Here is a 24,096-nt window from a genome sequence, read left to right as displayed (position 1 = left end):
ATGCTCCCGTGCGGCGTACCTCATGGAAAAGGCGGCGCCGGGATGCGGCGCCGCCTCGTTCCGTTTGCGTATTGAACCCTTGGAAAAGCGGATCAGTTCCGCCTTACTTCCACTCGCCCATCGCCTTTTCAAGGTTGACGCGGATCGCCTCGAAGAACTGTTCCGTGGTCATCCATGCCTGATCCGGACCGATCAGCAGCGCGAGGTCCTTGGTCATCGCGCCGCCTTCGACGGTTTCGACGCAGACGCGCTCCAGCGTTTCGGCGAAGCGGGTCACTTCCGGCGTCTCGTCGAACTTGCCGCGATAGCTGAGGCCCTGCGTCCAGGCGAAGATCGACGCGATCGGGTTGGTCGACGTCTGCTTGCCCTGCTGGTGCTGGCGATAGTGGCGCGTGACCGTGCCGTGCGCGGCTTCGGCTTCGACGGTCTTGCCGTCGGGCGAGAGCAGCACGGAGGTCATGAGGCCGAGCGAGCCGAAGCCCTGCGCGACGGTGTCCGACTGGACGTCACCGTCATAATTCTTGCACGCCCAGACGAACTTGCCGCTCCACTTCAGGGCAGAGGCAACCATGTCGTCGATCAGGCGGTGCTCATAGACGACCCCGGCAGCCTTGAACTGGTCGGCGAATTCCTTGTCGAACACTTCCTGGAACAGATCCTTGAAACGGCCGTCATAAGCCTTGAGGATGGTGTTCTTGGTCGACAGGTACAGCGGCCAGCTGCGGCCGAGCGCATAGTTCATGCTGGCGCGGGCGAAGTCGCGGATCGAATCGTCCAGATTGTACATCGCCATGGCAACGCCCGAGCCGGGGAAGTTGAAGACGTCCTTCTCGATCTTCTCGCCATTGTCGCCGTCCCAGGACAGACGCAGCTTGCCGGGGCCGGGGACAAGGAAGTCGGTGGCGCGATACTGGTCGCCGAAGGCGTGACGGCCGATGACGATCGGATCGGTCCAGCCGGGAACCAGGCGCGGCACGTTGCGGATCACGATCGGCTCGCGGAAGACGACGCCCCCCAGGATGTTGCGGATCGTGCCGTTGGGCGACTTCCACATTTCCTTGAGGCCGAATTCCTCGACGCGGGCTTCGTCGGGGGTGATGGTGGCGCACTTCACGCCGACGCCATATTCCTTGATCGCGTTGGCGGAATCGATGGTGATCTGGTCGTTGGTTTCGTCGCGCTTTTCGACACCGAGATCATAATATTTCAGATCGACGTCGAGATAGGGGAGGATCAGACGCTCGCGGATCCACTGCCAAATGATCCGCGTCATCTCGTCGCCGTCGATCTCCACGACCGGATTTTTCACCTTGATCTTAGCCATGCGCCTGTTTGCCTCTCGTTCGGGTGGAATTTGGGACAGGCCCTAGGGAAAGCGGCTGCAATGATCAACCATCCAATGGGGCTGGGAAGCCGCATCATTTGATGGGTCCTCGGACGGGATCGGACGTTGTCAGTGCAAGTGACTGTGCCTAAAGACGGTGCCCATGGAAAATGACGAACTGACGGTCGCGCTGGGCGGCAATGTGAAATGGCGATTCCCCTCCGTTCATCCGGAGGGCATGAAATTTGGGCTAATCGCCGCGGCCATCACCGCAGTGTTGTTCCTGGTGGGGTGGGAAATCCCCGGCTGGCTGATGGTGATGGTGACGATCTGGGTCTTTGCCTTCTTCCGCGATCCGGTGCGTGCCGTTCCGCAGGATGAGCGGGCCATCGTCGCCCCCGCCGACGGGCTGGTGACGCTGATCCAGCGCGTTCCCCCGCCACGTGAAATGGCGGGCATCGACGGACTGGGCGACCAGCCGATGATCCGCGTGTCGATCTTCATGAGCGTGTTCGATGTGCACATCAACCGCACGCCGATCGGCGGCGCGGTGAAGTCCGTCGTCTATATTTCGGGCAAGTTCCTCAATGCCGACCTCGACAAGGCGAGCGAGGATAATGAGCGCCAGCACATATTGGTGGAACGCCATGACGGGGTGCGCGTCGGCTTCACCCAGATTGCGGGACTGGTAGCGCGGCGCATCGTGCCCTTCGTGAAGCCCGGCGACATGGTGGCGGCTGGCCAGCGTATCGGCCTCATTCGCTTCGGCAGCCGCGTCGACGTCTATCTGCCCGCGGGCACGGCGCCTCGCGTCGTGTTGGGGCAGCGGACCGTCGCCGGCGAGACGATCCTGGGCCAGATGGGCGACATGCGCGTCATTTCCGGAATTCAGCAATGAGGCAGCGGCGCGCCATTCCGAGAGGCTTGCGCCGAGGGATCACCCTGCGGATGGTGGCGCCCAATGCCGTCACGGCGATGGCGCTCTGCTTCGGCCTGACAGGCGTGCGCTACGGCATTTCCGGCGAGTGGGAGAGGGCTGTTCTCTCCATCTTGATTGCGGGCGTCCTCGACGGTCTGGACGGCCGCATCGCGCGGTTGTTGCGCGGGGAAAGCCGCTTCGGCGCGGAACTCGACTCACTTTCCGATTCGATCGCTTTTGGCGTTGCTCCCGCGCTGATCCTCTACCTCTGGTCGCTGCATGCGATGCCGAAATTCGGCTGGATCTTCGCGCTGGCCCATGCGCTTTCCTGTGCGCTGCGGCTGGCCCGCTTCAACGCCAATATCGACGCCGATATCCAGCCGCACAAATCGGCGGGCTTTCTGACAGGCGTGCCCGCGCCGGCCGGGGCAGGGCTGACCTTCGTGCCGCTCTATCTTTGGCTGGTGACGGGAGAAGATATCTTCCGCCAATGGTATATCGTCGCGCCCTGGACCGCCTTCGTCGCATTTTTGATGATTTCCAGCATCGCGACCTACAGTTGGTCGGCACTGCGACTGCGCAAGCGGATCAGGTTGGAAGCGATCGCCTTTGCAGGGCTGCTGGGGGCCTTGCTGATCACTGACCCCTGGCTCACGCTGCTGTTGATCTGCGCTCTCTATCTGGTGACCATTCCCTTTGGCATTCTGTCCTACGCCAAAGTGAGGCGGCAGCGCTCCGAACCATCAGTCTAAGGATCAGGCCGCAAGCGCTCCGCGTGTAAGAGGCGCAACTGGCCGCTTCGGCGCGGCCATCACGCGGCGGCGGCTGATCTGCAAGCGATAGGTCGGAAGCTCCTGCGGGATCGGCTCGAACAGCAGGGCAGCTATCATCTTGTCCCGATAAAGCGCGAACATGCCGATGATGGTGCCTACCGCGAGCAGAAAGGCTCCTACGAAAACAATTCCGGCGATTACGGTGAACATCGACGCTCACTTTCTATCTTGCCATTTGCACGGCTTGATCCACTATTGGGAGGCGAACGGCGGAAATCCGTTCTTTGTTCCCGATGTTCTCTTTATGTTCTATCCGGAACAGACAGTCAACCCCTTGCATAAGCTTTCCCGCGCGGCTAAAGGCGCGCCCATTCCACATGGGAATCGACATATCCGGTGCTGCGCGTGACGTTCAGTTCCTGATTCCCAGAGGTCAAACCGGAAGGAGAATGATTATGGCGGCACCTGTCGTCACCATGCACCAATTGATCGAGGCCGGCGCCCACTTCGGCCACCAGACGCACCGCTGGAACCCGCGCATGAAGCCGTACATCTTCGGCGAGCGCAACGGCATCCACATCCTTGACCTGTCGCAGACCGTGCCGCTCTTCGGCCGCGCGCTGGACTTCGTATCGGCGACCGTCGCCGCCGGTGGCAAGGTGCTGTTCGTCGGCACCAAGCGCCAGGCGCAGGACCCGATCGCTGAAGCTGCTCGCAAGTCCGGCCAGCACTTCGTCAACCATCGCTGGCTGGGCGGCATGCTCACCAACTGGAAGACCATCTCGGGCTCGATCAAGCGCCTGAAGACCCTTGAAGAGAAGCTGTCGGGCGACACCCACGGCTTCACCAAGAAGGAAGTGCTTCAGATGACCCGCGAGCGAGAGAAGCTTGAGCTTTCGCTGGGCGGCATCCGCGACATGAACGGCATCCCCGATGTCATGTTCGTGATCGACGCCAACAAGGAAGAGCTGGCGATCAAGGAAGCCAACACGCTGGGTATCCCGGTCGTCGCGATCCTCGATTCGAACGTCTCGCCCGACGGCATCGCTTTCCCGGTTCCGGCGAACGACGACGCGAGCCGCGCCATCCGCCTTTACTGCGAAGCCGTCGCCGCCGCCGCCACCAAGGGCAACCGTGGTGCGCAGCAGGCTTCGGGCGTCGACATCGGTGCGTTGGACGAGCCGGAAGCCGAAGAGGCTCTCGCTCAGGCGTAATTCTGAAGTAAATTCACTCCGTTCGGTTCGAACGTCGGGAGTTCTCGACTTCGCTCGAAGCTGCTCGAACCGGACGGGTGAAGGCCTACTTCGAACTGCAAGATTTCCGGAGTAGGGCGCGCTCTCACGACCGCGCCCTCCCGCATTTACAAACCTTCGAACATTTAGGAGCCGAAACATGGCCGAGATTACCGCTGCCGCCGTCAAGGAACTGCGCGACCGTTCGGGCGCGGGCATGATGGACTGCAAGAAGGCGCTCACCGAAGCCAATGGCGACATCGAAGCCGCGACCGACTGGCTGCGCGCCAAGGGCCTGGCCGCCGCGCAGAAGAAGTCGAGCCGCACCGCCGCCGAAGGTCTGGTCGGCGTCGCCGTTGCCGGCACCAGGGGTGTCGCAGTCGAAGTGAACAGCGAAACCGACTTCGTCGCCAAGAACGACCAGTTCCAGGATTTCGTCCGCACCGTTGCGCAGGTAGCTCTGGAAAGCGGCGCCGCTGATGCCGAAGCTCTTTCGGGTCAGGCGCACCCGGCTGGCGGCACCATCTCGGAAAAGCTGGTGTCGAACATCGCCACTATCGGCGAAAACCAGACCTTGCGTCGCGTCGGCCGCGTGGAAGTCAGCCAGGGCATCGTCGTTCCCTACGTCCACAACGCCGCTGCTCCGGGCCTCGGCAAGATCGGCGTTCTGGTCGCTCTGGAAGGCGACGCGCCGGCTGACGTTCTGGAACCGCTGGGCAAGCAGATCGCGATGCACATCGCCGCTGCCTTCCCGCTGGCGCTGTCCTCGGCCGACATCGATCCGGCCCTGCTGGAGCGCGAGCGTGCCATTGCCGCTGAAAAGGCCGCCGAGTCGGGCAAGCCCGCCGAGATCGTCGCCAAGATGGTCGATGGCGCGGTCGCGAAGTACGCCAAGGAGAATGCGCTGCTCAGCCAGCTGTTCGTGATGGACAACAAGACCCCGATCGCCGACGTCGTCGCCAAGGCTGCCAAAGATGCCGGTGCTTCGATCTCGCTGAAGAACTATGTCCGCTTCCAGCTCGGTGAAGGCATCGAGAAGGAAACGAGCGACTTCGCCGCTGAAGTGGCTGCGGCCGCAGGCGTCGCCTGATCATCTGACAGGCCGTGCGATGCGAACGATGTCGGGAAGCTGAGGCTTCTCGACAAGTCCGCCCGGCACGCTAATGACTTCACAGGATGGCGCGCACTGCTTAAGGTGCGCGCCATTTCCTTGCCCAATGATAACAGGAATATTGCCCCGCATGTCTCGCCCAGCCTTCAAGCGTATCCTGCTGAAACTTTCGGGCGAAGTGCTGATGGGGCAGGGGCAGTTCGGAATCGAGCCCGAAACGGTGAACCGCGTCGCGGGCGAGATCGCGGCGGCTAAGGACGCGGGCTTCGAGCTCTGCGTCGTCGTGGGCGGCGGCAACATCTTCCGGGGCCTTGCCGGTGCCGCGAAGGGCTTTGACCGGGCCAGTGCGGACTATATGGGCATGCTCGCCACCGTCATGAATGCGTTGGCTGTACAGAATGCGCTGGAGAAGCTCGGCTACGACACGCGCGTCCAGTCCGCGATTCCGATGGCCTCGGTCTGCGAACCCTATATCCGGCGCAAGGCCGTTCGGCACATGGAGAAGGGCCGCATCGTGATTTTCGCGGCGGGTACCGGCAGCCCCTTCTTCACGACCGACACCACCGCCGCGCTGCGTGCGGCCGAAATGGACTGCAACGCACTGTTCAAGGGCACCAGCGTCGACGGCATCTACAATGCCGATCCCAAGAAGGTGCCCGACGCCGCACGCTATGATGAGATCAGCTTCGATCAGGTGCTGAACGATAATCTTAAGGTTATGGACGCAAGTGCCATTGCCCTTTGCCGCGAAAACAATATTCCCATCGTCGTGTTCAACATTCGCGAAACCGGCAACCTTGCAAAGGTCCTGGCGGGTGACGGTGTCGCGACGATCGTGCAGAATCAGGAGCGCTGAAACAAAATGGCTCAATATGACAAGGCTGATCTGGAACGCCGCATGCACGGCGCCATCGAATCGCTGAAGGGCGATCTGGCGGGCCTGCGCACCGGCCGCGCCAATATCCAGCTGCTCGATCCGGTGACGGTTGAGGTTTATGGCGCGCATATGCCGCTCAACCAGGTTGCGACCGTCTCCGCGCCCGAACCGCGCATGCTGTCGGTCCAGGTGTGGGACAAGAGCAATGTGGGGCCGTGCGACAAGGCGATCCGCTCGGCCGGTCTTGGCCTCAACCCCATCGTTGACGGCCAGACGCTGCGTCTGCCGATCCCCGACCTTACCGAGGAGCGCCGCAAGGAACTGGCGAAGCTCGCCAGCAAATATGCCGAGGGCGCTCGGGTCGCCGTGCGCAATGTCCGCCGCGACGGCATGGACAGTCTCAAGGCCGACGAGAAGAAGGGCGAGATCAGCGAGGACGAGCGCAAGCGGCTGGAAACCGAGGTTCAGAAGCTAACCGACAGCACCATCGCGGATATTGACGCCGCCGCCGCAGCGAAGGAGAAGGAAATTCTCGGCCACTGAGCCGGGCCCTTGATCCTCCTGATGGCGCACATTCCCCTCTGATGGCCAGCAAAGCAAAGCCCGATCTCCCCAGCGCCGCGCCGGTCCATGGCGCCCGCCACGTTGCCATCATCATGGACGGCAACGGACGCTGGGCGAAGAAGCGGTTCCTGCCGCGCCTCGCTGGCCATCGGGCAGGGGTGGAGGCGGTTCGCCGCGTCGCCCGCGCGGCGCGCGATCTCGGGCTTGAATGCCTGACGCTCTACGCCTTTTCATCCGAAAACTGGAAGCGCCCGGCGACCGAGGTCGCCGACCTGATGGCCCTGCTGCGCCATTTCATCCAGTCGGACCTGGACGAGTTCCATGCCAATGGCGTGCGGCTGCGCGTCATCGGCAATTATCGCGCGCTGGACGCGTCGCTGGTCGACCTGATCGAAGGTGCCATGGCGCGGACCGCCGGCAATAGCGGCCCGGTCATCGCCATCGCCCTCAATTATGGCGCCCAGGATGAGCTGGTGCGCATGGCCCAGACACTCGCTCGCCGCGTCGCCGCAGGTGAGGTGACGGCAGAGGAGATCGGCATCGGCGATGTCGATGATGCGCTCTACACCGCCGGGCTGCCGCCACTCGACCTGTTGATCCGCACATCGGGGGAACAGCGGCTCAGCAATTTCATGCTGTGGCAGGCGGCTTATGCCGAACTCTATTTCACCGACATGCTCTGGCCTGATTTCGACGCGCGTGCGCTGGAGATGGCGTTGGATGCCTTTCGCATGAGGGATCGCCGGTTCGGCGGGCTGTGACCAGCATGTCCAGCGAATTCCGCACGCGCGCGATCGTCGGTGTGCTGCTCATCCTGGTGGCGTTGGCTGCCTTGGTCTGGGGCGGTTTCCTGTTCTGGCTGCTGCTGGTCGTCGCGGGCGTGCTGATGCAGGGCGAATGGGGCGATCTGGTCGGCGCCTCGCCGGAACACCGCAAGCTGGCGATGTTCGCGGTGTCGGTACCGCTTGCGATCCTCTGTCCGCTTGCGGCCGGCGTGTCCTGGGTGGCGTTCACGCTCATGGCGGCGGCATTTTTCTTCGTCGCGCTGGTGTGCCGGTCGGGCAAGCTGGCGCTTGGCATCCCCTATATCTGCGTGCCAATCATGGCTCTGCTGTTCCTGCGCGACCAGACGCCGGACCATTATGGGCTGCTGCTGACGCTATGGGCGCTGGCGCTTGTGTGGGCGACGGATATCGGTGCCTATTTCGCGGGCCGCTCGATCGGCGGGCCCAAGCTCGCGCCGCGTGTGAGCCCGTCCAAGACCTGGGCGGGGCTGGGCGGGGGCGTCCTTGCCGCGCTGCTTACCGGTTTCCTGCTCTACCGTTTCGCCGGGCTCCCGGTCCAGCTTGCCGCCGCCAGCGGATTGCTGGCCGTCGCGGCGCAGCTGGGCGACCTGCTCGAAAGCTGGATGAAACGGCGCGCGGGCGTCAAGGACAGTGGGACGCTGCTGCCCGGCCATGGCGGGGTGATGGACCGGCTGGATGGCGTGGTTGCGGCTGCTCCGCTCGCGGCGGCCGCCTATCTGCTGCTGGTGCAACCGTGAAGCGCAAGCTCTCCATCTTCGGCGCGACCGGCTCGGTCGGCATGTCGACGCTCGACCTCGTTCAGCGCGACCCCGATGCTTATGAGGTGATCGCGCTCACCGCCCACGGCGATGTCGAAGGGCTCGCCGCTGCTGCGCGCCGCACCGGGGCGAAGCTCGCCGTGATCGGCAACGAAGCCCGTTATGACGCGCTCAAGCAAGCCCTTGCTGGCTCTGGCGTTGAAGTCGCCGCAGGCGAGGGAGCGCTGGTCGAAGCGGCGCGGGCCGGGGCGGACTGGAGCATGGCCGCCATCGTCGGCTGTGCCGGCCTGCGTCCCACCATGGCAGCGCTCAAGGCGGGCGGCACGGTCGCGCTCGCGAACAAGGAATCGCTCGTGTCGGCGGGCGCGCTGATGATGGACGCGGTGAGTGCCTCGGGCGCGACGCTGCTCCCGGTCGACAGCGAACATAATGCGATATTCCAGTGCCTTGCCGGTAGTCGTATGGAAGATGTGGCAAGGATCATCCTGACCGCCAGCGGCGGGCCGTTCCGCACCCGCAGCCTGGAGGACATGCGCGGCATCACCCCGGCGCAGGCGGTGGCGCATCCCAACTGGTCGATGGGCGCGAAGATCAGCGTCGACAGCGCGACGATGATGAACAAGGGCCTCGAACTGATCGAGGCTGCGCATCTCTTCCCGGTCGGCCTCGAGCGAATCGAGATACTTGTCCACCCGCAGTCGGTGATCCATTCCATGGTCGAGTTTCGCGACCGCTCGACGCTGGCGCAGCTTGGCTCGCCGGACATGCGGATACCGATCGCCCACGCGCTTGCCTGGCCGGAGCGCACCGCCACGCCATGCCAGCCGCTCGACCTCGCGCGGATCGGCCGGCTGGACTTCGAGGCGCCCGATGAGCAGCGCTTCCCCGCGCTGCGCCTCACGCGGCAGGCGGCGCAGGCGGGCGGGGCTGCTCCGGCCATCCTTAACGCCGCCAATGAAGTGGCGGTCGCGGCTTTCTTGGCGGGCGCCATCCGCTTCCTTGATATCGCCATGATTGTGGAGGATGTCTTGAACCGCTATAGCGCGCCTGTGCCTCGCCAGATCGACGACGTGCTGGAAGCGGACAAGCAGGCGCGCGCGATGGCAGGCCAAGTGATGGAAAGATTGACCGCTTGATCCAGAACCCCGGTTTCCTGCTGACTGTGATCGCTTTCGTGGCAGTCATCGGGCCGCTCGTCTTCGTGCATGAGCTTGGCCATTATGTGGTCGGCCGCTGGTGCGGGGTGAAGGCGGAGGCCTTCTCGATCGGCTTCGGGCCGGAGATCGCCGCCTGGGTCGACAAGCGCGGCACCCGCTGGCGCCTGGGCGCGCTGCCGCTCGGCGGCTATGTCAAGTTCAAGGGCGACATGAACGTCGCCAGCCAGGCCGACCCCGCCTGGCTGGAACTGCCCGCGTCCGAGCGGGCGGAGAGCTTCCCGGCCAAGCCGCTGTGGCAGCGCGCCGCCATCGTCGGCGCAGGGCCGGCGATCAACTTCATCTTCGCAATTCTGATCCTCGCCACTTTTGCCTTCGTCCATGGCGAGAGCCGCACGCCGGCCGTCGCGGGCCAGGTGCAGCCCGGCAGCGCAGCGGCTGCGGCCGGCATTGTGGCGGGCGACCGCATCGTCTCGCTCAATGGCCGCGAGATGAGCACTTTCGACGATATTCGCCTCTTCGCACAGATCCGGCCCGGCGAGCCCGTCACCGTGGTGATCGAGCGCAACGGCAAGCAGATCGAGAAACAGGGGCAGGTCGGATCCGTCGAGGAGGATGACGGCTTCGGCAACAAATTCCGCATCGGCCGGCTGGGCATAGCGCCCGGCGAACCGGTGATCGAGCCGGTCAGCCTGTTGCGGGCGCCTGTCGTGGCGATCGAACGCACAGGCGATATCATCCGCACCATGGTCGAGACGCTGGGCCAGATCATCGGCGGCGGTCGATCAGTCAAGGAACTGGGCGGTCCGCTCAAGATCGCCGAGGTGTCGGGGCAGGCGGCCACGCTTGGGATTGAAAGCTTCGTCTTCTTCATGGCGCTCATCTCGATTAACTTGGGGTTCATCAACCTGTTGCCAATTCCGATGTTGGATGGCGGCCATTTGCTGTTCTACGGGGTGGAGGCGATCCAGCGCCGGCCGGTCAGCCCGCAGGTGCAGGAATGGGCCTATCGTTCGGGAATGGCCGTGCTGCTGGCGATGATGATGCTGGTGACATTCAACGATTTGTCTTCTTTCGGACTGTGGGAGCGCCTGTCCGGCTTGATCGGCTGAGCCGTATCGGGCAGGGAGGCGCCATTTCGCGCCGTCTTTCTGCGGCGTGAACGAATATTGCTTATTTGGTAAAGGTGGAGCGGGTGACAGCGATGATGAGCAGCAACAGGCAGCGCCCGGTCGTCGTGGCTCTGTTGGCGACGACGATGATCGCCGGTCTGTCGGCGCTTCCGGCTGCGGCGCAGACCCCGCCACCGTCCGCTGCCCCGATCCCGGCCGTGGCCCCCGCCGCCGGTACGATCAGCGCCATTTCGGTCGTGGGCACGCAGCGTCTGGAGCCGGACACCGTCCTTTCCTACACCAAGCTGCGCGCCGGCCAGCCCTTCACGCAGGAGACGCTCGATCAGGCGCTGCGCGACCTCTATGAGACGGAGCTGTTCGCCGACGTCCAGATCCGCAACGCCAATGGCGCGCTGACGATCGAGGTGAAGGAAAACCCGGTCATCAACCGCATCGTCTTGGAAGGCAGTAAGCGCCTGAAGGAAGACAAGATCCGGCCGGAGATCAAGCTCGCCCCGCGCCAGATCTATACCCGCTCGAAGGTTCGCGCCGACGTCGCCCGCATCATCGAACTCTATCGCCGCCAGGGCCGCTTTGCCGCGACGGTCGAGCCGAAGATGGTCCAACTCGACCAGAACCGCGTCGACATCGTGTTCGAGATTTCGGAAGGGCCCAAGTCCAAGGTCCGCCAGATCAACATCATCGGCAACGAGAAATTCGGCGACGGCGAACTGCGCAGCCAGATGGTGACGAAGCAGTCGCGCTGGTTCCGCCTCTTCTCCTCGGGCACCAGCTATGATCCCGACCGTCTCGCCTATGACCAGCAGAAGCTGCGCCAATTCTATCTGACCGAGGGCTATGCCGACTTCCGTGTGATTTCCGCCGTGGCGGAACTGACGCCGAACAAGCAGGACTTCATCATCACCTATGTGGTCGAGGAAGGGCAGCGATACAAATTCGGCGACGTGAAGGTCGAATCCGACATTCGCGATCTGTCGGGAAGCTCGTTGACCAAGATGCTGCCGATGAAGAAGGGCGACTGGTACAACGCCAAGCAGGTCGAAGACACCGTCGATACGCTGAGCGAGACGGCCGGTCTGTTCGGCTATGCCTTTGCCGACGTGTCGCCGGACTTCAACCGCGACAAGGACAGCCTGACGATGGGGATCAATTTCCGCATCGCCAACGCGCCGCGCGTCTATGTCGAGCGGGTCGACATCAACGGCAACACGCTGACGCAGGACAAGGTCGTCCGCCGCGAATTCCGTCTGGCCGAAGGGGACGCGTTCAACAGCTTCCTCGTCAAGCGTTCGAAGGACCGCATCAATTCGCTCGGCTTCTTCCAGGAAAAGCTGGACATCGAGCAGAAGCCCGGGTCCGCCCCCGACCGCATCGTGCTCGAAACCAACGTGCAGGAAAAATCGACCGGCGAACTGTCGCTGTCGGCCGGCTTCTCGTCGTTGGAGCGCTTCATCGTCGCGGCGTCGATCACGCAGCGCAACTTCCGCGGCAAGGGCCAGGAACTGCGCGCGAGCGTCAACTATTCGGCCTATTCCAAGTCCGTCGAGCTGGGCTTCACCGAGCCCTATTTCATGGATAAGAATATCGCTCTGGGCGGCGACATCTACCGCCGCGACTTGAACAGCTTCCGTTTCACGGGCAGCGGCAACGACCGCGACACAACGTACAAGCAGACCACGACGGGCTTCCAGATCCGGGCGGGCGTGCCGATCACCGAATATATGTCGCTGGCGCTGCGCTACAGCCTGAACCTAGACGATGTTACGCTCGACAAGGATACTTATTATCGCGACCTCAATGGTGACGGCACTACCGAATGCGATCCTGTTATTGCCGGTCGTTATCTTTGTGATGCGATCGGTAAGCGGACCACATCCTCGCTCGGCTACTCGTTGATCTACGACAATCGTGATAATCGTATCCGCGCCACACGCGGCCACAATATTTCGCTCAGCCAGGACTTTGCGGGTCTTGGTGGCAGCGTCAAATATATCCGCACGCGCATCAATGCCGCAAAATATTGGCCGCTAGGCGGTGGCTTCATCTTCTCGCTTTCGGGTGAAGGTGGCTATATCCACAGCCTTGAAGGCGAGCGGCGTGATGCTTCTGGCAATCTGGTTGACAAGGTTCGCCTGACCGACCGCTTCTTCCTCGGTAACCCGCAAATCCGTGGGTTTGACATTCGCGGGGTCGGGCCGCGCGTGGTCCGTCGTTACTATACAACGACGACGGATACGACTACGGGCGCGATCACGGGTGTGCTCGCTACGGACAATAACAACAACAGGCGCGACGATGCCTTGGGTGGGAAGATCTATTATCTCGCCCGTGCGGAAGTGGAAATTCCGCTGGGTTCGGGCGCCCGGGAAATGGGGCTGCGGCCATCTATCTTCGTAGATGCGGGTGCAGTTGGCGGACTGCGCGACCCGGTGACGGCACCGTTCGCGGGATATTGTTCGGTGACAAGCGGCACGACCACGACGACGGTCGGCGCCGGTGGCACGCCTCAAGCTCCGACTTGTCCAAGTGGCGGTACGCACCTGAGCGGCACCGGCTTTGAAGAACGATATCTCGGCGACACGCTCAAGCCGCGCGTCGCTGTGGGCTTTGGCGTCAACTGGAACTCGCCCTTCGGCCCGTTCCGCATCGATGTCGCCAAGGCCCTGCTCAAGGAACCAGGGGACGACACTCAGCTGATCAGCTTCAACGTAGGGACTCAATTCTGATGAAGACCATTTTCAAGGCCGCGGCGCTTGCCCTGGCGCCCATGACTGCCATCGCGCTCGCCAGCACGCCTGCCGCCGCGCAGTCGAAAACCGGCGTCGCCGTCGTCGATCTGCAGCGCGCCGTCGCCACCAGCTCGGCCTACAGCACCGCCCGCACGCAGATCCAGACGACCTACAAGGCGCAGATCGACAGCTTTACCGCGCGCAAGAACGCCATCGACGCCGACCTCAAGGCCAAGGGCACCGCTCTGGAAGCCGCGATGAAGGCGGCCGGCAACAAGCCGACCCCGGCAATCCAGACCCAGTATGAGGCCTATCAGAAGGCCGGCCAGAACGGTCAGGCCGAACTGCAGCGCCTCGGCCAGCCGATCGCGCTCGCCAACGCCTATGTCGAGGAGCAGATTTCGGCCAAGCTGTCGGACGCGCTGAAGGCGGCCATGACCCAGGCGAAGGTCGATCTGATCCTGTCGCCCGACGCGACCGTGTCCTACCAGCCGACCGTTGATATCACGCAGCAGGTCGTGACCCAGCTGAACGCGCTGGTGCCGAGCGTCGGCATCACTCCGCCGGCTGGCTGGCAGCCCGGCGGCGCGGCGCGTCAGGGTCAGGCTCCGGCCCCGGCGGCAGCGGCTCCGGCCAACCCGTCGCAGCAGCCGACCTCGCGCTGATCCTTCGATGACGGATCAGGCTGATCCGGCCGCCGCCATCGGTCCCATCGATATTCGTGGGATCATGGCGGCGCTGCCGCACCGTTACCCGATGCTGCTTGTCGACCGCGTGATCTCGCTCGTTCCCAACGGGTCGATCCACGCCGTCAAGGCGGTGTCGATCAACGAAAGCTTCTTCCAAGGCCATTTCCCCGGCCGTCCGATCATGCCCGGCGTGCTGATCGTCGAAGCCATGGCGCAGGCCGCCGGCGTGCTGACGGTCGAGACGATGGAGCTGCGCGGATCTGGCAAGCTCGTCTATTTCATGAGCATCGACGGCGCCAAGTTCCGCAACCCTGTGGAGCCCGGCTGCCTGCTCGACCTGCATGTCGACTTAATCCAGATCCGCGGACGGGTCTGCAAGTTCGAAGGCAAGGCGATGGTCGATGGCAAGCTTTGCGCCGAAGCCAATTTCGTCGCAATGATCGCCGACCCGCCGGTCGATTGATGGATAGGGGGAACGCGCCGCCGTTCCCCCTTGCCTTTGCGCGCGATCCCATGTAACCGCGCGCCTTCGCAATTTTTCGCATCCATGGCCGGTCGGAAACCGGCCCATCGACGGAGCAGACCCATGAAGGCCGATACGCATCCCGATTACCACTTCATCACCGTCCAGATGACCGACGGCACCACCTTCCGCACCCGCTCGACCTGGGGCAAGGAAGGCGACACGCTGGCGCTCGACATCGACCCGAAGTCGCACCCGGCCTGGACCGGCGGCACGCGCCAGCTGGAGCAGGGTGGCCAGGTAGCACGCTTCAACAAGCGTTTCGGTGGCCTGACGCTGAAGAAGTAATCGCTCCGCCAGACGGACGAATGAGAAGGGCGCCCAGCGAGGCGCCCTTTTTTGTGCAGAATGACGGACGCGAGGCCGTGTTCTGGTAAAGGCTCATGTCCCGAAGCGCATTCTGCCGTTCGTCCTGAGCTTGTAGAAGGACGCGATTGCGCCCACCGTTGCGCGCGTGCTTCGACGGGCTCAGCACGAACGAAGTTGAGAAAGCTGACGGACTGTAATCGGCCAGAGCAAGACATTCCTTCTCCCTTGGGGGAGAAGGATACGGAGCCTTGCTGAACGGAGTGAAGCTGGGCGAAGTTGGATGGGGGGGGAGCGGCTACAGGCCAGTCTTTAGCCCGGATCACCCCCTCACCCAGCTACGGCTAGGCAGCAAGCTGCCAAGCCTGCGCAGCCCTCTCCCTCAAGGGAGAGGGATAAGAGAAGAATGTCCGCTCTCCCCCCAAGTCAGACGTGACAGCGTTGCTCAGCCCGCCGCAGCCCGTTCTTCATCCAGGAACGCGGCCACATCGCTCAACACGACATCCTTCGACAGGAAAGTCTTCCCAATTCCGCGCGCCAGCAGGAAGGGCAGGGTGCCCGCCGCCATCTTCTTGTCGTGCAGCATATGCGCGACCAGCGCGGCGCCGTCCGCCTTCACATGCGCGGTGGCAAGGTTATAGGGCAGCTTCACGGCCTTGAGGTGCGCCGTCACCCGCTCCGCATCCTCCTGCGCGCACAGTCTCAGCCGCGCCGAGTAGCGGAAGGCCAGCGCCATCCCGGCCGCCACGGCCTCGCCATGGAGCAGCGTGTCGGAAAAGCCCGTGTCCGCTTCCAGCGCATGGCCGAACGTGTGCCCAAGGTTCAGCAAAGCCCGCCGGCCCGACGTCTCGCGTTCGTCATCCGCCACGATCGCCGCCTTGGCCGCGACACTCTTCCCGATCGCATATTTCCGCGCCTGCGGATCGCCCGCCAGCAGCCGATGCCCCTCCGTCTCGCACCAGGCGAAGAAATCGGGGTCGTCGATCAGCCCATATTTGACGACCTCGGCATAGCCAGCCCGCGTTTCCCGCGCCGGCAACGTGTCCAGGGTAATGGGATCGATCAGCACGAAGCTTGGCTGATGAAAGCTGCCGATCAAATTCTTGCCCGCTGCCGCGTTGATCGCCGTCTTGCCGCCAACCGAACTGTCGACCTGCGCCAGCAGCGTCGTCGGCACCTGCACGAAATGACATCCGCGCTTCAGGATCGAGGCGGCAAAGCCCACCAGATCGCCGATCACGCCGCCACCCAGCGCCACGACATGATCGCCGCGCTCGATCTCCAGTGCCAGCAACGCGTCGAGCAATTGCTCCAGATGGCGCCAGCTCTTGGTCTGCTCGCCGGCGGGCAGGATGATCGGCTCGACCGCAATGCCGGCGGCACGCAGGCTCGCCTCCAGCCGGGGCAGTTGCGCCCGCGCGACATGCTCGTCGGTGACGACGACCAGCCGGCCCTTGCGCGCATAGCGCGCCAGATGGTCGCCAGCGCGGTCCAGCGCGCCTTGCTCGATCATTATGTCGTAACTGCGCGCATCGAGCGCGACGCGAACTATTGCCATGGGCCAAGTTGCTCCAGGATATTATCGACCGCAACGTCGTGCGGTGCGGCGGCGCTCTTCACATGGATGGGCGCGAGCGCGTAGACGGGGTTGCGGATGGCCGCCAGTTCGGTGAGCACTACGCGCGGATCCTTGCCCTTCAGCAGCGGCCGCCCTTCGCGGCGGGAAACGCGATCGACCAGCGTATCGACGTCGGCATCGAGCCAGATGGCGGTCGCATGCTCCAGGATCAGCTCGCGCGTCTCCTCCTGCATGAAAGCGCCCCCGCCGGTGGCGATCACCTTGGGCTCGCCATCCATCAGCCGGGCGATCACGCGCCGCTCGCCGTCGCGGAAATAGGATTCGCCATAGCGCTCGAACATTTCCGTGATGGTCATGCCAGCGGCTTTCTCGATCTCCTCATCGGCATCGACGAAATGGAGGCCCAGCCGCGCCGCCAGCCGCCGCCCGACCGTCGATTTGCCGACGCCCATCATCCCGATCAGGACGATAGGGCCGCGCTTCGCGGACGGATGATCGGATTTGCTGTTTCGCTGCATGGCGAGCGGGGCTATACAACCCCGCGTCAACAAGGCAAATCGCAACTTTCCCTCCCTTCTGGCCCGGCCGAAAAGGACCCATGAAGCGCAATCGTTCCTTTAGCAGTTTCGAAGGTGGCTCGCGCCGTCGGCGCGCCTCTCTTCCGATCATCCCCATCGTCGCCGTGGCCGTGCTGGTCGCGCTCGTCGCCCTGCTTTGGTCGCGCGGCGGAGAGCGGCCGCAGGCCCGCGTCGAAAAGGCAATCCCCGCCGAAAAGCTGGGCCAATAACAGGCATGCGCCAGCGGCGGGTCAATGCGAAATGGGCCGTGGGCACGCTTGCGCTCGCTCTGGCGCTTCCGGTCATCGCGCAGGAAACACCTGAATCGCTTCTGCCGCCCGGCTTTGGCGATGCGCCTCAAGCGCCGCCCTCTACGCAGCCCGGTCGACCCGCTTCGCCTGTACCCGGATCAGCGCCGCCGCCGACGGTTGCGGTGCCCACTACGCCGATCCTCCCGCCCAGCTCGACCGAGTCGGAGGCGTTGGGGAATGCAGCCGCGGCCGATGATCTGAGCGATGAGGAGATCGCGGCCGAGCGGGCCAAGCAGGACCTGCCCGAAGCGGCCCGTCGGTCGCTTGATCGGGTCGGCCCGCTGACGCCCGAACGGCTCGGCATGGCGCCGGATGCTTTTGGCGGCCAGTCCGGCCCGTTCCTTGCCACCCTGATGCGCGAGACGCGAGCGCCGATCACCTCGCGCTGGGCGTCGATCCTGCTCCGGCGCGCGCTGCTGTCCGCGACGGATACACCGCGCGGGATCGACGGCGCGGATTGGGTTGCCGAGCGCGCCTGGCTGCTGCTGCGCATGGGGGAGGCCGACAGCGCCCGCCTGCTCATCCAGAGCGTCGATGCGGACCGCTACACGCCGCGCCTCTATGCCGTTGCCATGCAGACCTATCTGGCGAACGCCGACCCCGCCGGCTTGTGCCCGCTGTCGGCCGGCGCGCTGCGCTTCAGCAAGGAACCGGGCTGGGACATGACGCGCGCCATCTGCGCCGCCCTGTCGGGTGATCAGGGCACGGCCAGCGGCGCGCTTAACCAGGCGCAGCGGCGCGGTGTAGTGCGGGGCATCGACTATCGGCTCGCCGAGAAGGTAGTCGGCACCGGCTTCAATGCCCGCCGCTCGGTCAAGATCGAATGGGACGCCGTGGATCGGCTGACCGCCTGGCGCTTTGGCCTTGCAACGGCGCTCAATGTGGAAATTCCGGACGCGCTGTACGGCACGGTTGGGCCGCATGTGCGCGCATGGGAAGCGCGGGCGCCGGCTTTGTCCGCCGTGCGCCGCTTGCCGGGCGCCGAAGCGGCGGCACGGCTTGGCGTTTTCTCTTCCAAGGCTTTGGTCGGCTTCTACAGCCAGCTTCAGGCTGACGGCGATGTTCCCGACAGCGCGGCGGACCGGATCGACGCGCTGCGTGCTGCCTATGCCGGTGTGAATGTTGCCAATCGGCTGCAGGGCATGCGGACGCTGTGGCAGAATGAGGGCAAGCCGGACTATGTCGGGCTGATCGCCACGGCCCGTGCTGCCGCCGCGCTGCCGGTGTCGCAGGTGGAGACGCGCGACCTTACCAATCTCGTGGCTGCGATGCTGACCGCCGGTTATGACCGCAGCGCCGCGCAATGGGTAGGAGCGGCGAAGCAGGCGGAGGGCGACGGGGCCGGCGATTTGTGGGCATTGCTCGCCGTGGGTGCGCCAAGTCCGATCGTGGAGATCAATTCCAGCCGCGTCTCGTCCTTCGCCGGGGATGCGGAGCCGCGAAAGGGGCAGATGCTGATCGCCGCGCTTGCCGGCCTGTCGCGCATCAGCGCGAAGGATGGCGCGTCGCTGGCGCAGGACAATGGCTTGAACCTCGGCGTGACCAGCCAATGGTCGCGCGCGATCGATGCGGCTGCCGCGCGTGGCGAGAAGGCGAGCGTCGCGCTGCTGGCGGCCGTCGGCATGCAGGCTGCCGACTGGAACAACCTGCCGCCCGTGCATCTCTATCATATTGTCGCTGCGCTGCACCGCGTCGGGTTCGATCCCGAAGCGCGGATGATCGCTGCGGAGGCGATGACGCGGCTCTGACGATGAGTGAGGACGCAGCGCTGATCGACCGCTTTCTGGAGATGATGGCGGCGGAACGCGGCGCATCGCGCAATACGCTGCTGGCTTATCGCGCGGACCTGATGGGCGCCGCGCAGATCATGGGCGGCCTTGCGATGGCCACCAAGGCGGCGGTGGCGGAGCTTGCCGCGGCATGGGCGACCCTTGCGGCATCGTCGGTCGCGCGGAAATCGTCGGCTTTGCGGGCCTTCTACGCCTTTCTTGAAGAAGAGGGGTTGCGCCCCGACAATCCGTCATCAGCCCTGCCCCGCCCGGTGACGCGCCGACCGCTGCCGAAAATATTGTCGACAAGGGAAGTCGATTCGCTGTTCGCGCAAATCGAACTGAGGCTGGCGGCGGACCATCCTGCGCGGCTCGACCTGCGCCTGTCCGCCCTGATCGAGCTGCTCTATGGCTCAGGCCTGCGCGCCAGCGAGCTCGTGTCCTTGCCCCGCCGCGCGCTGGCAGCTGACCGTCCCTTCCTGATCCTGAAGGGCAAGGGTGCGCGCGAGCGGCTCGTGCCTATCTCCGACCGCGCTCGGGCCGCCGTCGCTGCCTGGCTGCCGCATGTACCCGCCGACAGCGCCTGGCTGTTCCCGTCGGGCAAGAGCCATCTCAGCCGCATCCGCCTCTATCAGATGGTGAAGGCGCTCGCCGCCGCAGCAGGCATCGCGCCCGAGCGGGTCAGCCCCCATGTGCTGCGTCACGCCTTTGCCACCCATCTGCTGGAGGGGGGAGCGGACCTGCGCGCCTTGCAGTCGATGCTGGGCCATGCCGATATCGGCACGACGCAGATCTATACCCATGTCGACAGCCGGCGACTGGTCGAACTGGTCAACAGCCGCCATCCCCTTGCCACGATGACGCATCGGCGCGTTGACGGCGACGCATCTGCACCCTAACGCCATCCGCCATGGTTAGCTTTCTGGAATTTGAAAAGCCTATCGCCGAGCTGGAGGCGCGCATCATCGAATTGCGCGCGACCGCCGATGTGGGCGATATCGACATCGGCGGCGAGATCGAAAAGCTTGAGCAGCGCGCTGCCAAGATGCTGGTCGACACCTATGCCAAGCTGTCGCCCTGGCAGAAGACTCAGGTGGCCCGCCATCCCGACCGCCCGCACTTCAAGGATTATGTCGCGGGCATGTTCGACAATTTCATGCCGCTTGCCGGGGACCGCGCCTTTTCCGACGATCAGGCGATCATCGGCGGCTTCGCCATGTTGGACGAGCGCCGGGTGGTGGTGATCGGCCATGAGAAGGGCGACGACACGGCCAGCCGCGTCCGTCACAATTTCGGCATGGCGAAGCCGGAGGGCTATCGCAAGGCGATCCGCCTGATGCAGCTCGCCGACCGTTTCGGCCTGCCGGTGGTGACGCTGGTCGATACGTCGGGCGCTTTTCCTGGCGTGCAGGCGGAGGAACGCGGCCAGGCCGAGGCGATCGCCCGATCGACGGAGCAATGCCTTGCGCTCGGCGTGCCGATGGTCGCCGCCGTGGTGGGAGAGGGCGGCTCCGGCGGCGCGGTGGCGCTCGCCGCCGCCAACCGCGTGCTGATGTTCGAACATGCCGTCTATTCGGTCATCTCGCCTGAAGGCTGCGCCTCGATCCTGTGGCGCACCGCCGACAAGGCAAGCGACGCGGCGACCGCCATGCAGGTGACGGCGCAGCATCTGAAGTCGCTCGGCGTCATCGACCGCATCGTGCCGGAGCCGATCGGCGGCGCTCACCGCGAGCCGGTGCAGGCGATCGCTAATCTGGGCGCGGCGATCGGTCAGGAGCTGGATGCGCTAACCGGCATGAGCCCCGATGCGCTGCGGACGGACCGCGCCGACAAGTTCCTCGCCATCGGCGTCTGACCTCCCCGTTGGGAACAGCTGTCGCTATTGCTCGTTACGTGAGGGTAACAGCAAAGGTGGAGGAAGCAGCGTGAGGGGTAAGCTATTTCTGGCATCGGCGGGACTGGGTTTCGCGGCCTTGGCCGCCGCGCCTGCCGTCATCGGGCAGCAGCGGGCAATCCGCACCGTTTCCTCGATCAGCGCGCAGGACAAGCAGGCCGGTGCCAAGCAGCATCCGCAGCTGCTCAATGAATTTGGCGGTGCCTATGCGGGGCCTCAAGCCAAATATGTGGAGAGCGTAGGCCGCCGCATCGCGGTGCAGTCGGGCCTTTCCAACGCGCAGAGTGATTTCACGGTCACGCTGCTCAATTCGCCGGTCAACAACGCCTTCGCCATCCCCGGCGGCTATGTCTATGTGACGCGCCAGCTGATGGCGCTGATGAACGACGAGGCTGAACTGGCCGGCGTGCTCGGTCATGAGATCGGCCATGTCGCGGCCAAGCACGGCCAGCGCCGGCAACAGGCGGCGCAGCGCAACGCCATCGGCGGCACATTGTTGCAGGTGCTGACCGGTGCATTGCTGGGCGATTCGGCGATTGGCGGGCTGCTGCAGAAGGGGATCGGCACGGGGAGCCAGCTGCTGACGCTCAAATTCTCACGTAGCCAGGAATATGAGGCGGACGATCTTGGCATCCGCTATCTCGCCTCGGGCGGCTATGATCCGCGTGCCTTGTCGTCGATGCTCGCTTCGCTGGCTGCGCAAAGCAACCTTGATGCGCGGGTCTCCGGCAATGCCCGCTCCATGCCCGAATGGGCCAGCACACACCCGGACCCTGCGTCGCGCGTTGGACGGGCAGCCCGCAATGCGGCGGCGACTGGCTCGACCAGCACCGTTCGGAATCGCGACGCTTTCCTGAACGCACTCGACGGCGTGCTTTATGGCGATGATCCCAAACAGGGCGTGATCGAGGGCAACCGCTTCCGCCATCCCGAACTGAGGCTGGCATTCACCGTGCCTTCGGGTTTCGGCATGGAAAATGGTGCGAACGCGGTCACCGTCGCCGGATCGGGCGGGCAGGCGCAGTTCAGCGGAGCCAGCTATGGCGGCAGCTTGCCCGAGTATATCAACTCGGTGTTCGCCAAGCTCGGCGGCAATAACGGCGCGCCGCCGACGGGTGAGGTGAGCCGCACCACCGTCAATGGCTTGCCCGCAGCATGGCGCACGGTGCGTGCCAACACCCAGTCCGGCCAGGTGGATGCTACGGTCTTCGCCTATGATTTCGGCGGCGGCAAGGCCTATCACTTCCTGCTGCTGACGGCGGCGGGGCAGGGCGTTGGCCCTTTCGCGTCCATGGTGCAGTCGGTCCAGCGCCTCTCCACGCAGGACGCCGCCGCCATCAAGCCGCGCCGGGTCAGCATGGTGACTGTAAAATCTGGCGACACCGTCCAGTCGCTCAGCCGCCGCATGGCTTATAGCGACTATCCGCTGGAACGCTTCCTCACGATCAACGCACTCACCGCGCAAAGCGTGCTGCGTCCCGGCCAGCGGGTGAAGCTCGTCACCTGGTAAGGCCCAATGAAAAAGGGCGCCGGGATCGCTCCCGCCGCCCTTTTCATGACAATGGTGTCGGGCTTACTTCAGGTTGCCCGAGACATTGTTGAAGGTGCCGCTCAGCTTGGTGCCGAGGCTGCTCATGGCGCCGATGGCGGCGACAGCGATCAGAGCTGCGATCAGGCCGTATTCGATGGCCGTTGCACCCTTTTCATTCTTCTGCATCTTACGGATGAACTTCATGGAAAGTCTCCTTGACTTGAGCTCTACGTTTAACTACCCGGCCGCCCCGCTTGCGAATTAGGTCAGCTTCGGCTTGTCTAGATGCTGGGGGTTGATAAAGATTTAATGCCGAAACCGACTGTCAAAAATTGATGGTTAATGAGCGAGAACATTTGTGGCGACGTTGTTCCACATGCCGCTGGTCTTGGTGCCGAAGCTGCTGACGGCGCTCAGGATCGCAAGGACGAGGAGCGCCAGGATCAGCCCATATTCAACAGCTGTCGCGCCACGCTCGCATCGCGGGAGCGCAAGCCGCCCGAACATTTTCGCCCACCTGACCATGCAAGCACCCCATTTTTGCAGACAGTCCCTCTCGGCCTTGTAAAAGGCGCAGAGTTAACAAACCCCTTGCCCTGGACCGATATGACGACAAATTCTCCCCTACTGGTCGTGGCCGCTGCCCTGGTCGACGCCGACGGCCGCGTGCTGTTGCAGCAGCGGCCCCCGGGCAAGCCGATGGCGGATCTGTGGGAATTTCCCGGTGGAAAGGTCGAGTCGGGTGAGGCGCCCGAAACCGCGCTGATCCGGGAGCTTGAGGAGGAATTGGGCATCCGCACGCATGCGAGTTGCCTCGCGCCCGCCGCCTTCGCCAGCGAGCCGCTGGGCGATCGGCACCTGTTGCTGCTGCTCTATGTCTGCCGCAAGTGGCAGGGGGTGCCGGAGGCGCGGCATGCGACCGCGCTCAAATGGGTGCGGCCGGCGCAGATGTATGCGCTGGAGATGCCGCCAGCGGACCTGCCGCTCATCGGGCTGCTGGATGCGCTGATCTGAGGGGGAGAGGAGCGGGGCGGCGCGCCGGATGGGCCGCCCACGCGAGAGCGATCAGCCTTCGGCGGCTTCGCTTTGCAGCTGGACATAATTCTGGATGCCCATGCGGTCGATCATCTCGAACTGGGTTTCCAGCGTGTCGATATGTTCTTCCTCGCTCTCGAGGATGGACTGGAACAGGTCGCGGCTCACGAAATCGCCGACCGACTCGCAATAGGCGATGGCGTCCTTCAGTACCGGCAGCGCCTCATATTCCAGCTCGAGGTCGGCCTTAAGCACCTCCTCCACCGTCTCGCCGATCTTCAGGCGGCCGAGCAGCTGGAAATTGGGCAAGCCGTCAAGGAACAGGATGCGCTCCGCCACCTTGTCGGCATGCTTCATCTCGTCGATGGACTCTTCATACTCGAACTTAGCGAGCTTCTCGATGCCCCAATGGTTGAGCATCCGATAGTGCAGGAAATATTGGTTGATCGCGGTCAGCTCGTTTTTGAGCACCTCGTTCAAATATTCGATGACCTTGGCATCGCCCTTCATCGTTATTACTCC

At 64.1% G+C, this 24,096-nt stretch carries 27 protein-coding genes; 20 read left to right on the top strand and 7 right to left on the bottom strand.

Annotated elements, in window-relative coordinates:
- Positions 1-103: 103 nt before the first annotated feature.
- The gene (locus L858_RS0100960; protein WP_022681271.1) at positions 104-1,324 is read right to left on the bottom strand and encodes an NADP-dependent isocitrate dehydrogenase; all 1,221 of its coding nucleotides are present in this window, start codon (positions 1,322-1,324) and stop codon (positions 104-106) included.
- A 163-nt stretch (positions 1,325-1,487) separates the two neighbouring features.
- Here L858_RS0100960 and L858_RS0100955 point away from each other — a divergent pair, with 163 nt between their 5' ends.
- Both L858_RS0100955 and L858_RS0100950 read left to right on the top strand, forming a co-directional pair.
- Complete coding sequence (locus L858_RS0100955) at positions 1,488-2,222, top strand: phosphatidylserine decarboxylase (protein WP_022681270.1); 735 nt, start codon at positions 1,488-1,490, stop codon at positions 2,220-2,222.
- A complete protein-coding gene (locus tag L858_RS0100950; RefSeq protein WP_028055664.1) occupies positions 2,219-2,995 on the top strand; it encodes a CDP-alcohol phosphatidyltransferase family protein in 777 nt (258 codons plus the stop codon). The genes L858_RS0100955 and L858_RS0100950 overlap by 4 nt, the downstream gene beginning before the upstream one ends.
- Before the next feature lie 3 nt (positions 2,996-2,998).
- On the opposite strand, the gene L858_RS0100945 is transcribed toward L858_RS0100950, so the two are convergent.
- Entirely contained in the window at positions 2,999-3,226 is a 228-nt protein-coding gene (locus tag L858_RS0100945) for a hypothetical protein (protein ID WP_022681268.1), read from the bottom strand.
- A gap of 245 nt (positions 3,227-3,471) precedes the next feature.
- Between L858_RS0100945 and rpsB the strand changes: the two genes are divergently transcribed.
- The 12 genes from rpsB (at position 3,472) to rpmE (ending at position 14,880) form a co-directional block, all read left to right on the top strand.
- Positions 3,472-4,230 (top strand): 30S ribosomal protein S2, encoded by a 759-nt coding sequence (rpsB, locus tag L858_RS0100940; RefSeq protein ID WP_022681267.1) that lies wholly within the window; start codon positions 3,472-3,474, stop codon positions 4,228-4,230.
- 178 nt (positions 4,231-4,408) lie between these two features.
- Positions 4,409-5,338, top strand: coding sequence for a translation elongation factor Ts (gene tsf, locus L858_RS0100935; RefSeq protein ID WP_022681266.1), 930 nt, complete (start codon positions 4,409-4,411; stop codon positions 5,336-5,338).
- A 151-nt stretch (positions 5,339-5,489) separates the two neighbouring features.
- On the top strand, positions 5,490-6,215 hold the full coding sequence (pyrH, locus tag L858_RS0100930; RefSeq protein ID WP_022681265.1) for a UMP kinase: 726 nt from the start codon (positions 5,490-5,492) through the stop codon (positions 6,213-6,215).
- Between the two features lie 6 nt (positions 6,216-6,221).
- Positions 6,222-6,779 carry a ribosome recycling factor gene (gene frr, locus L858_RS0100925; protein ID WP_022681264.1) on the top strand — a complete coding sequence of 186 codons (558 nt, stop codon included), beginning with the start codon at positions 6,222-6,224 and terminating at the stop codon, positions 6,777-6,779.
- A 41-nt stretch (positions 6,780-6,820) separates the two neighbouring features.
- Positions 6,821-7,561 (top strand): polyprenyl diphosphate synthase, encoded by a 741-nt coding sequence (uppS, locus tag L858_RS0100920; RefSeq protein ID WP_022681263.1) that lies wholly within the window; start codon positions 6,821-6,823, stop codon positions 7,559-7,561.
- A 5-nt stretch (positions 7,562-7,566) separates the two neighbouring features.
- Positions 7,567-8,343, top strand: coding sequence for a phosphatidate cytidylyltransferase (locus tag L858_RS0100915; RefSeq protein WP_028055663.1), 777 nt, complete (start codon positions 7,567-7,569; stop codon positions 8,341-8,343).
- Complete coding sequence (locus tag L858_RS0100910) at positions 8,340-9,500, top strand: 1-deoxy-D-xylulose-5-phosphate reductoisomerase (RefSeq protein WP_022681261.1); 1,161 nt, start codon at positions 8,340-8,342, stop codon at positions 9,498-9,500. Before L858_RS0100915 ends, L858_RS0100910 begins: the two co-directional genes overlap by 4 nt.
- Entirely contained in the window at positions 9,497-10,630 is a 1,134-nt protein-coding gene (gene rseP / locus L858_RS0100905; protein ID WP_022681260.1) for an RIP metalloprotease RseP, read from the top strand. The genes L858_RS0100910 and rseP overlap by 4 nt, the downstream gene beginning before the upstream one ends.
- Positions 10,631-10,722: 92 nt before the next feature.
- Positions 10,723-13,377 (top strand): outer membrane protein assembly factor BamA, encoded by a 2,655-nt coding sequence (bamA, locus tag L858_RS0100900; RefSeq protein ID WP_022681259.1) that lies wholly within the window; start codon positions 10,723-10,725, stop codon positions 13,375-13,377.
- On the top strand, positions 13,377-14,045 hold the full coding sequence (locus tag L858_RS0100895; protein WP_022681258.1) for an OmpH/Skp family outer membrane protein: 669 nt from the start codon (positions 13,377-13,379) through the stop codon (positions 14,043-14,045). Before bamA ends, L858_RS0100895 begins: the two co-directional genes overlap by 1 nt.
- A gap of 7 nt (positions 14,046-14,052) precedes the next feature.
- Complete coding sequence (gene fabZ, locus L858_RS0100890; RefSeq protein WP_022681257.1) at positions 14,053-14,532, top strand: 3-hydroxyacyl-ACP dehydratase FabZ; 480 nt, start codon at positions 14,053-14,055, stop codon at positions 14,530-14,532.
- 123 nt (positions 14,533-14,655) lie between these two features.
- Complete coding sequence (gene rpmE / locus L858_RS0100885; protein ID WP_007687040.1) at positions 14,656-14,880, top strand: 50S ribosomal protein L31; 225 nt, start codon at positions 14,656-14,658, stop codon at positions 14,878-14,880.
- Positions 14,881-15,343: 463 nt separating this feature from the next.
- On the opposite strand, the gene aroB is transcribed toward rpmE, so the two are convergent.
- Together aroB and L858_RS0100875 are read right to left on the bottom strand one after the other, a co-directional pair.
- Positions 15,344-16,456 carry a 3-dehydroquinate synthase gene (aroB, locus tag L858_RS0100880; protein WP_022681256.1) on the bottom strand — a complete coding sequence of 371 codons (1,113 nt, stop codon included), beginning with the start codon at positions 16,454-16,456 and terminating at the stop codon, positions 15,344-15,346.
- Complete coding sequence (locus L858_RS0100875; RefSeq protein WP_022681255.1) at positions 16,447-16,995, bottom strand: shikimate kinase; 549 nt, start codon at positions 16,993-16,995, stop codon at positions 16,447-16,449. The genes aroB and L858_RS0100875 overlap by 10 nt, the downstream gene beginning before the upstream one ends.
- A gap of 80 nt (positions 16,996-17,075) precedes the next feature.
- On the opposite strand from L858_RS0100875, the gene L858_RS0100870 reads away from it, so the two are divergent.
- From L858_RS0100870 to L858_RS0100850, 5 genes are all read left to right on the top strand, one after another.
- Positions 17,076-17,264, top strand: a complete 189-nt coding sequence (locus L858_RS0100870; protein WP_022681254.1) for a hypothetical protein — start codon at positions 17,076-17,078, stop codon at positions 17,262-17,264.
- A gap of 5 nt (positions 17,265-17,269) precedes the next feature.
- The gene (locus L858_RS0100865; RefSeq protein WP_022681253.1) at positions 17,270-19,093 is read left to right on the top strand and encodes a hypothetical protein; all 1,824 of its coding nucleotides are present in this window, start codon (positions 17,270-17,272) and stop codon (positions 19,091-19,093) included.
- Between the two features lie 2 nt (positions 19,094-19,095).
- Positions 19,096-20,013, top strand: a complete 918-nt coding sequence (locus L858_RS0100860) for a tyrosine recombinase (protein WP_022681252.1) — start codon at positions 19,096-19,098, stop codon at positions 20,011-20,013.
- A gap of 11 nt (positions 20,014-20,024) precedes the next feature.
- A complete protein-coding gene (locus L858_RS0100855; RefSeq protein WP_022681251.1) occupies positions 20,025-20,969 on the top strand; it encodes an acetyl-CoA carboxylase carboxyltransferase subunit alpha in 945 nt (314 codons plus the stop codon).
- A gap of 70 nt (positions 20,970-21,039) precedes the next feature.
- Positions 21,040-22,518 carry a M48 family metalloprotease gene (locus L858_RS0100850; RefSeq protein ID WP_022681250.1) on the top strand — a complete coding sequence of 493 codons (1,479 nt, stop codon included), beginning with the start codon at positions 21,040-21,042 and terminating at the stop codon, positions 22,516-22,518.
- A 63-nt stretch (positions 22,519-22,581) separates the two neighbouring features.
- On the opposite strand, the gene L858_RS0100845 is transcribed toward L858_RS0100850, so the two are convergent.
- Together L858_RS0100845 and L858_RS0100840 are read right to left on the bottom strand one after the other, a co-directional pair.
- Positions 22,582-22,743: a Flp family type IVb pilin gene (locus L858_RS0100845; RefSeq protein WP_022681249.1), complete on the bottom strand. Its 162-nt coding sequence runs from the start codon at positions 22,741-22,743 to the stop codon at positions 22,582-22,584.
- Positions 22,744-22,878: 135 nt separating this feature from the next.
- Positions 22,879-23,064 (bottom strand): Flp family type IVb pilin, encoded by a 186-nt coding sequence (locus tag L858_RS0100840; RefSeq protein ID WP_028055661.1) that lies wholly within the window; start codon positions 23,062-23,064, stop codon positions 22,879-22,881.
- A gap of 81 nt (positions 23,065-23,145) precedes the next feature.
- Between L858_RS0100840 and L858_RS0100835 the strand changes: the two genes are divergently transcribed.
- Complete coding sequence (locus L858_RS0100835) at positions 23,146-23,553, top strand: (deoxy)nucleoside triphosphate pyrophosphohydrolase (RefSeq protein WP_022681247.1); 408 nt, start codon at positions 23,146-23,148, stop codon at positions 23,551-23,553.
- A 51-nt stretch (positions 23,554-23,604) separates the two neighbouring features.
- Here the strand turns inward: L858_RS0100835 and bfr are convergent, their stop codons facing one another.
- Positions 23,605-24,084 (bottom strand): bacterioferritin, encoded by a 480-nt coding sequence (gene bfr / locus L858_RS0100830; RefSeq protein WP_022681246.1) that lies wholly within the window; start codon positions 24,082-24,084, stop codon positions 23,605-23,607.
- Between the last annotated feature and the right edge of the window lie 12 nt (positions 24,085-24,096).

Source organism: Sphingobium bisphenolivorans (genome assembly GCF_000412635.1).
Taxonomy (GTDB): domain Bacteria; phylum Pseudomonadota; class Alphaproteobacteria; order Sphingomonadales; family Sphingomonadaceae; genus Sphingobium; species Sphingobium bisphenolivorans.
The sequence above is the reverse complement of the archived record's forward strand: the minus strand, read 5'-3'. Positions and strand labels throughout refer to the sequence as shown.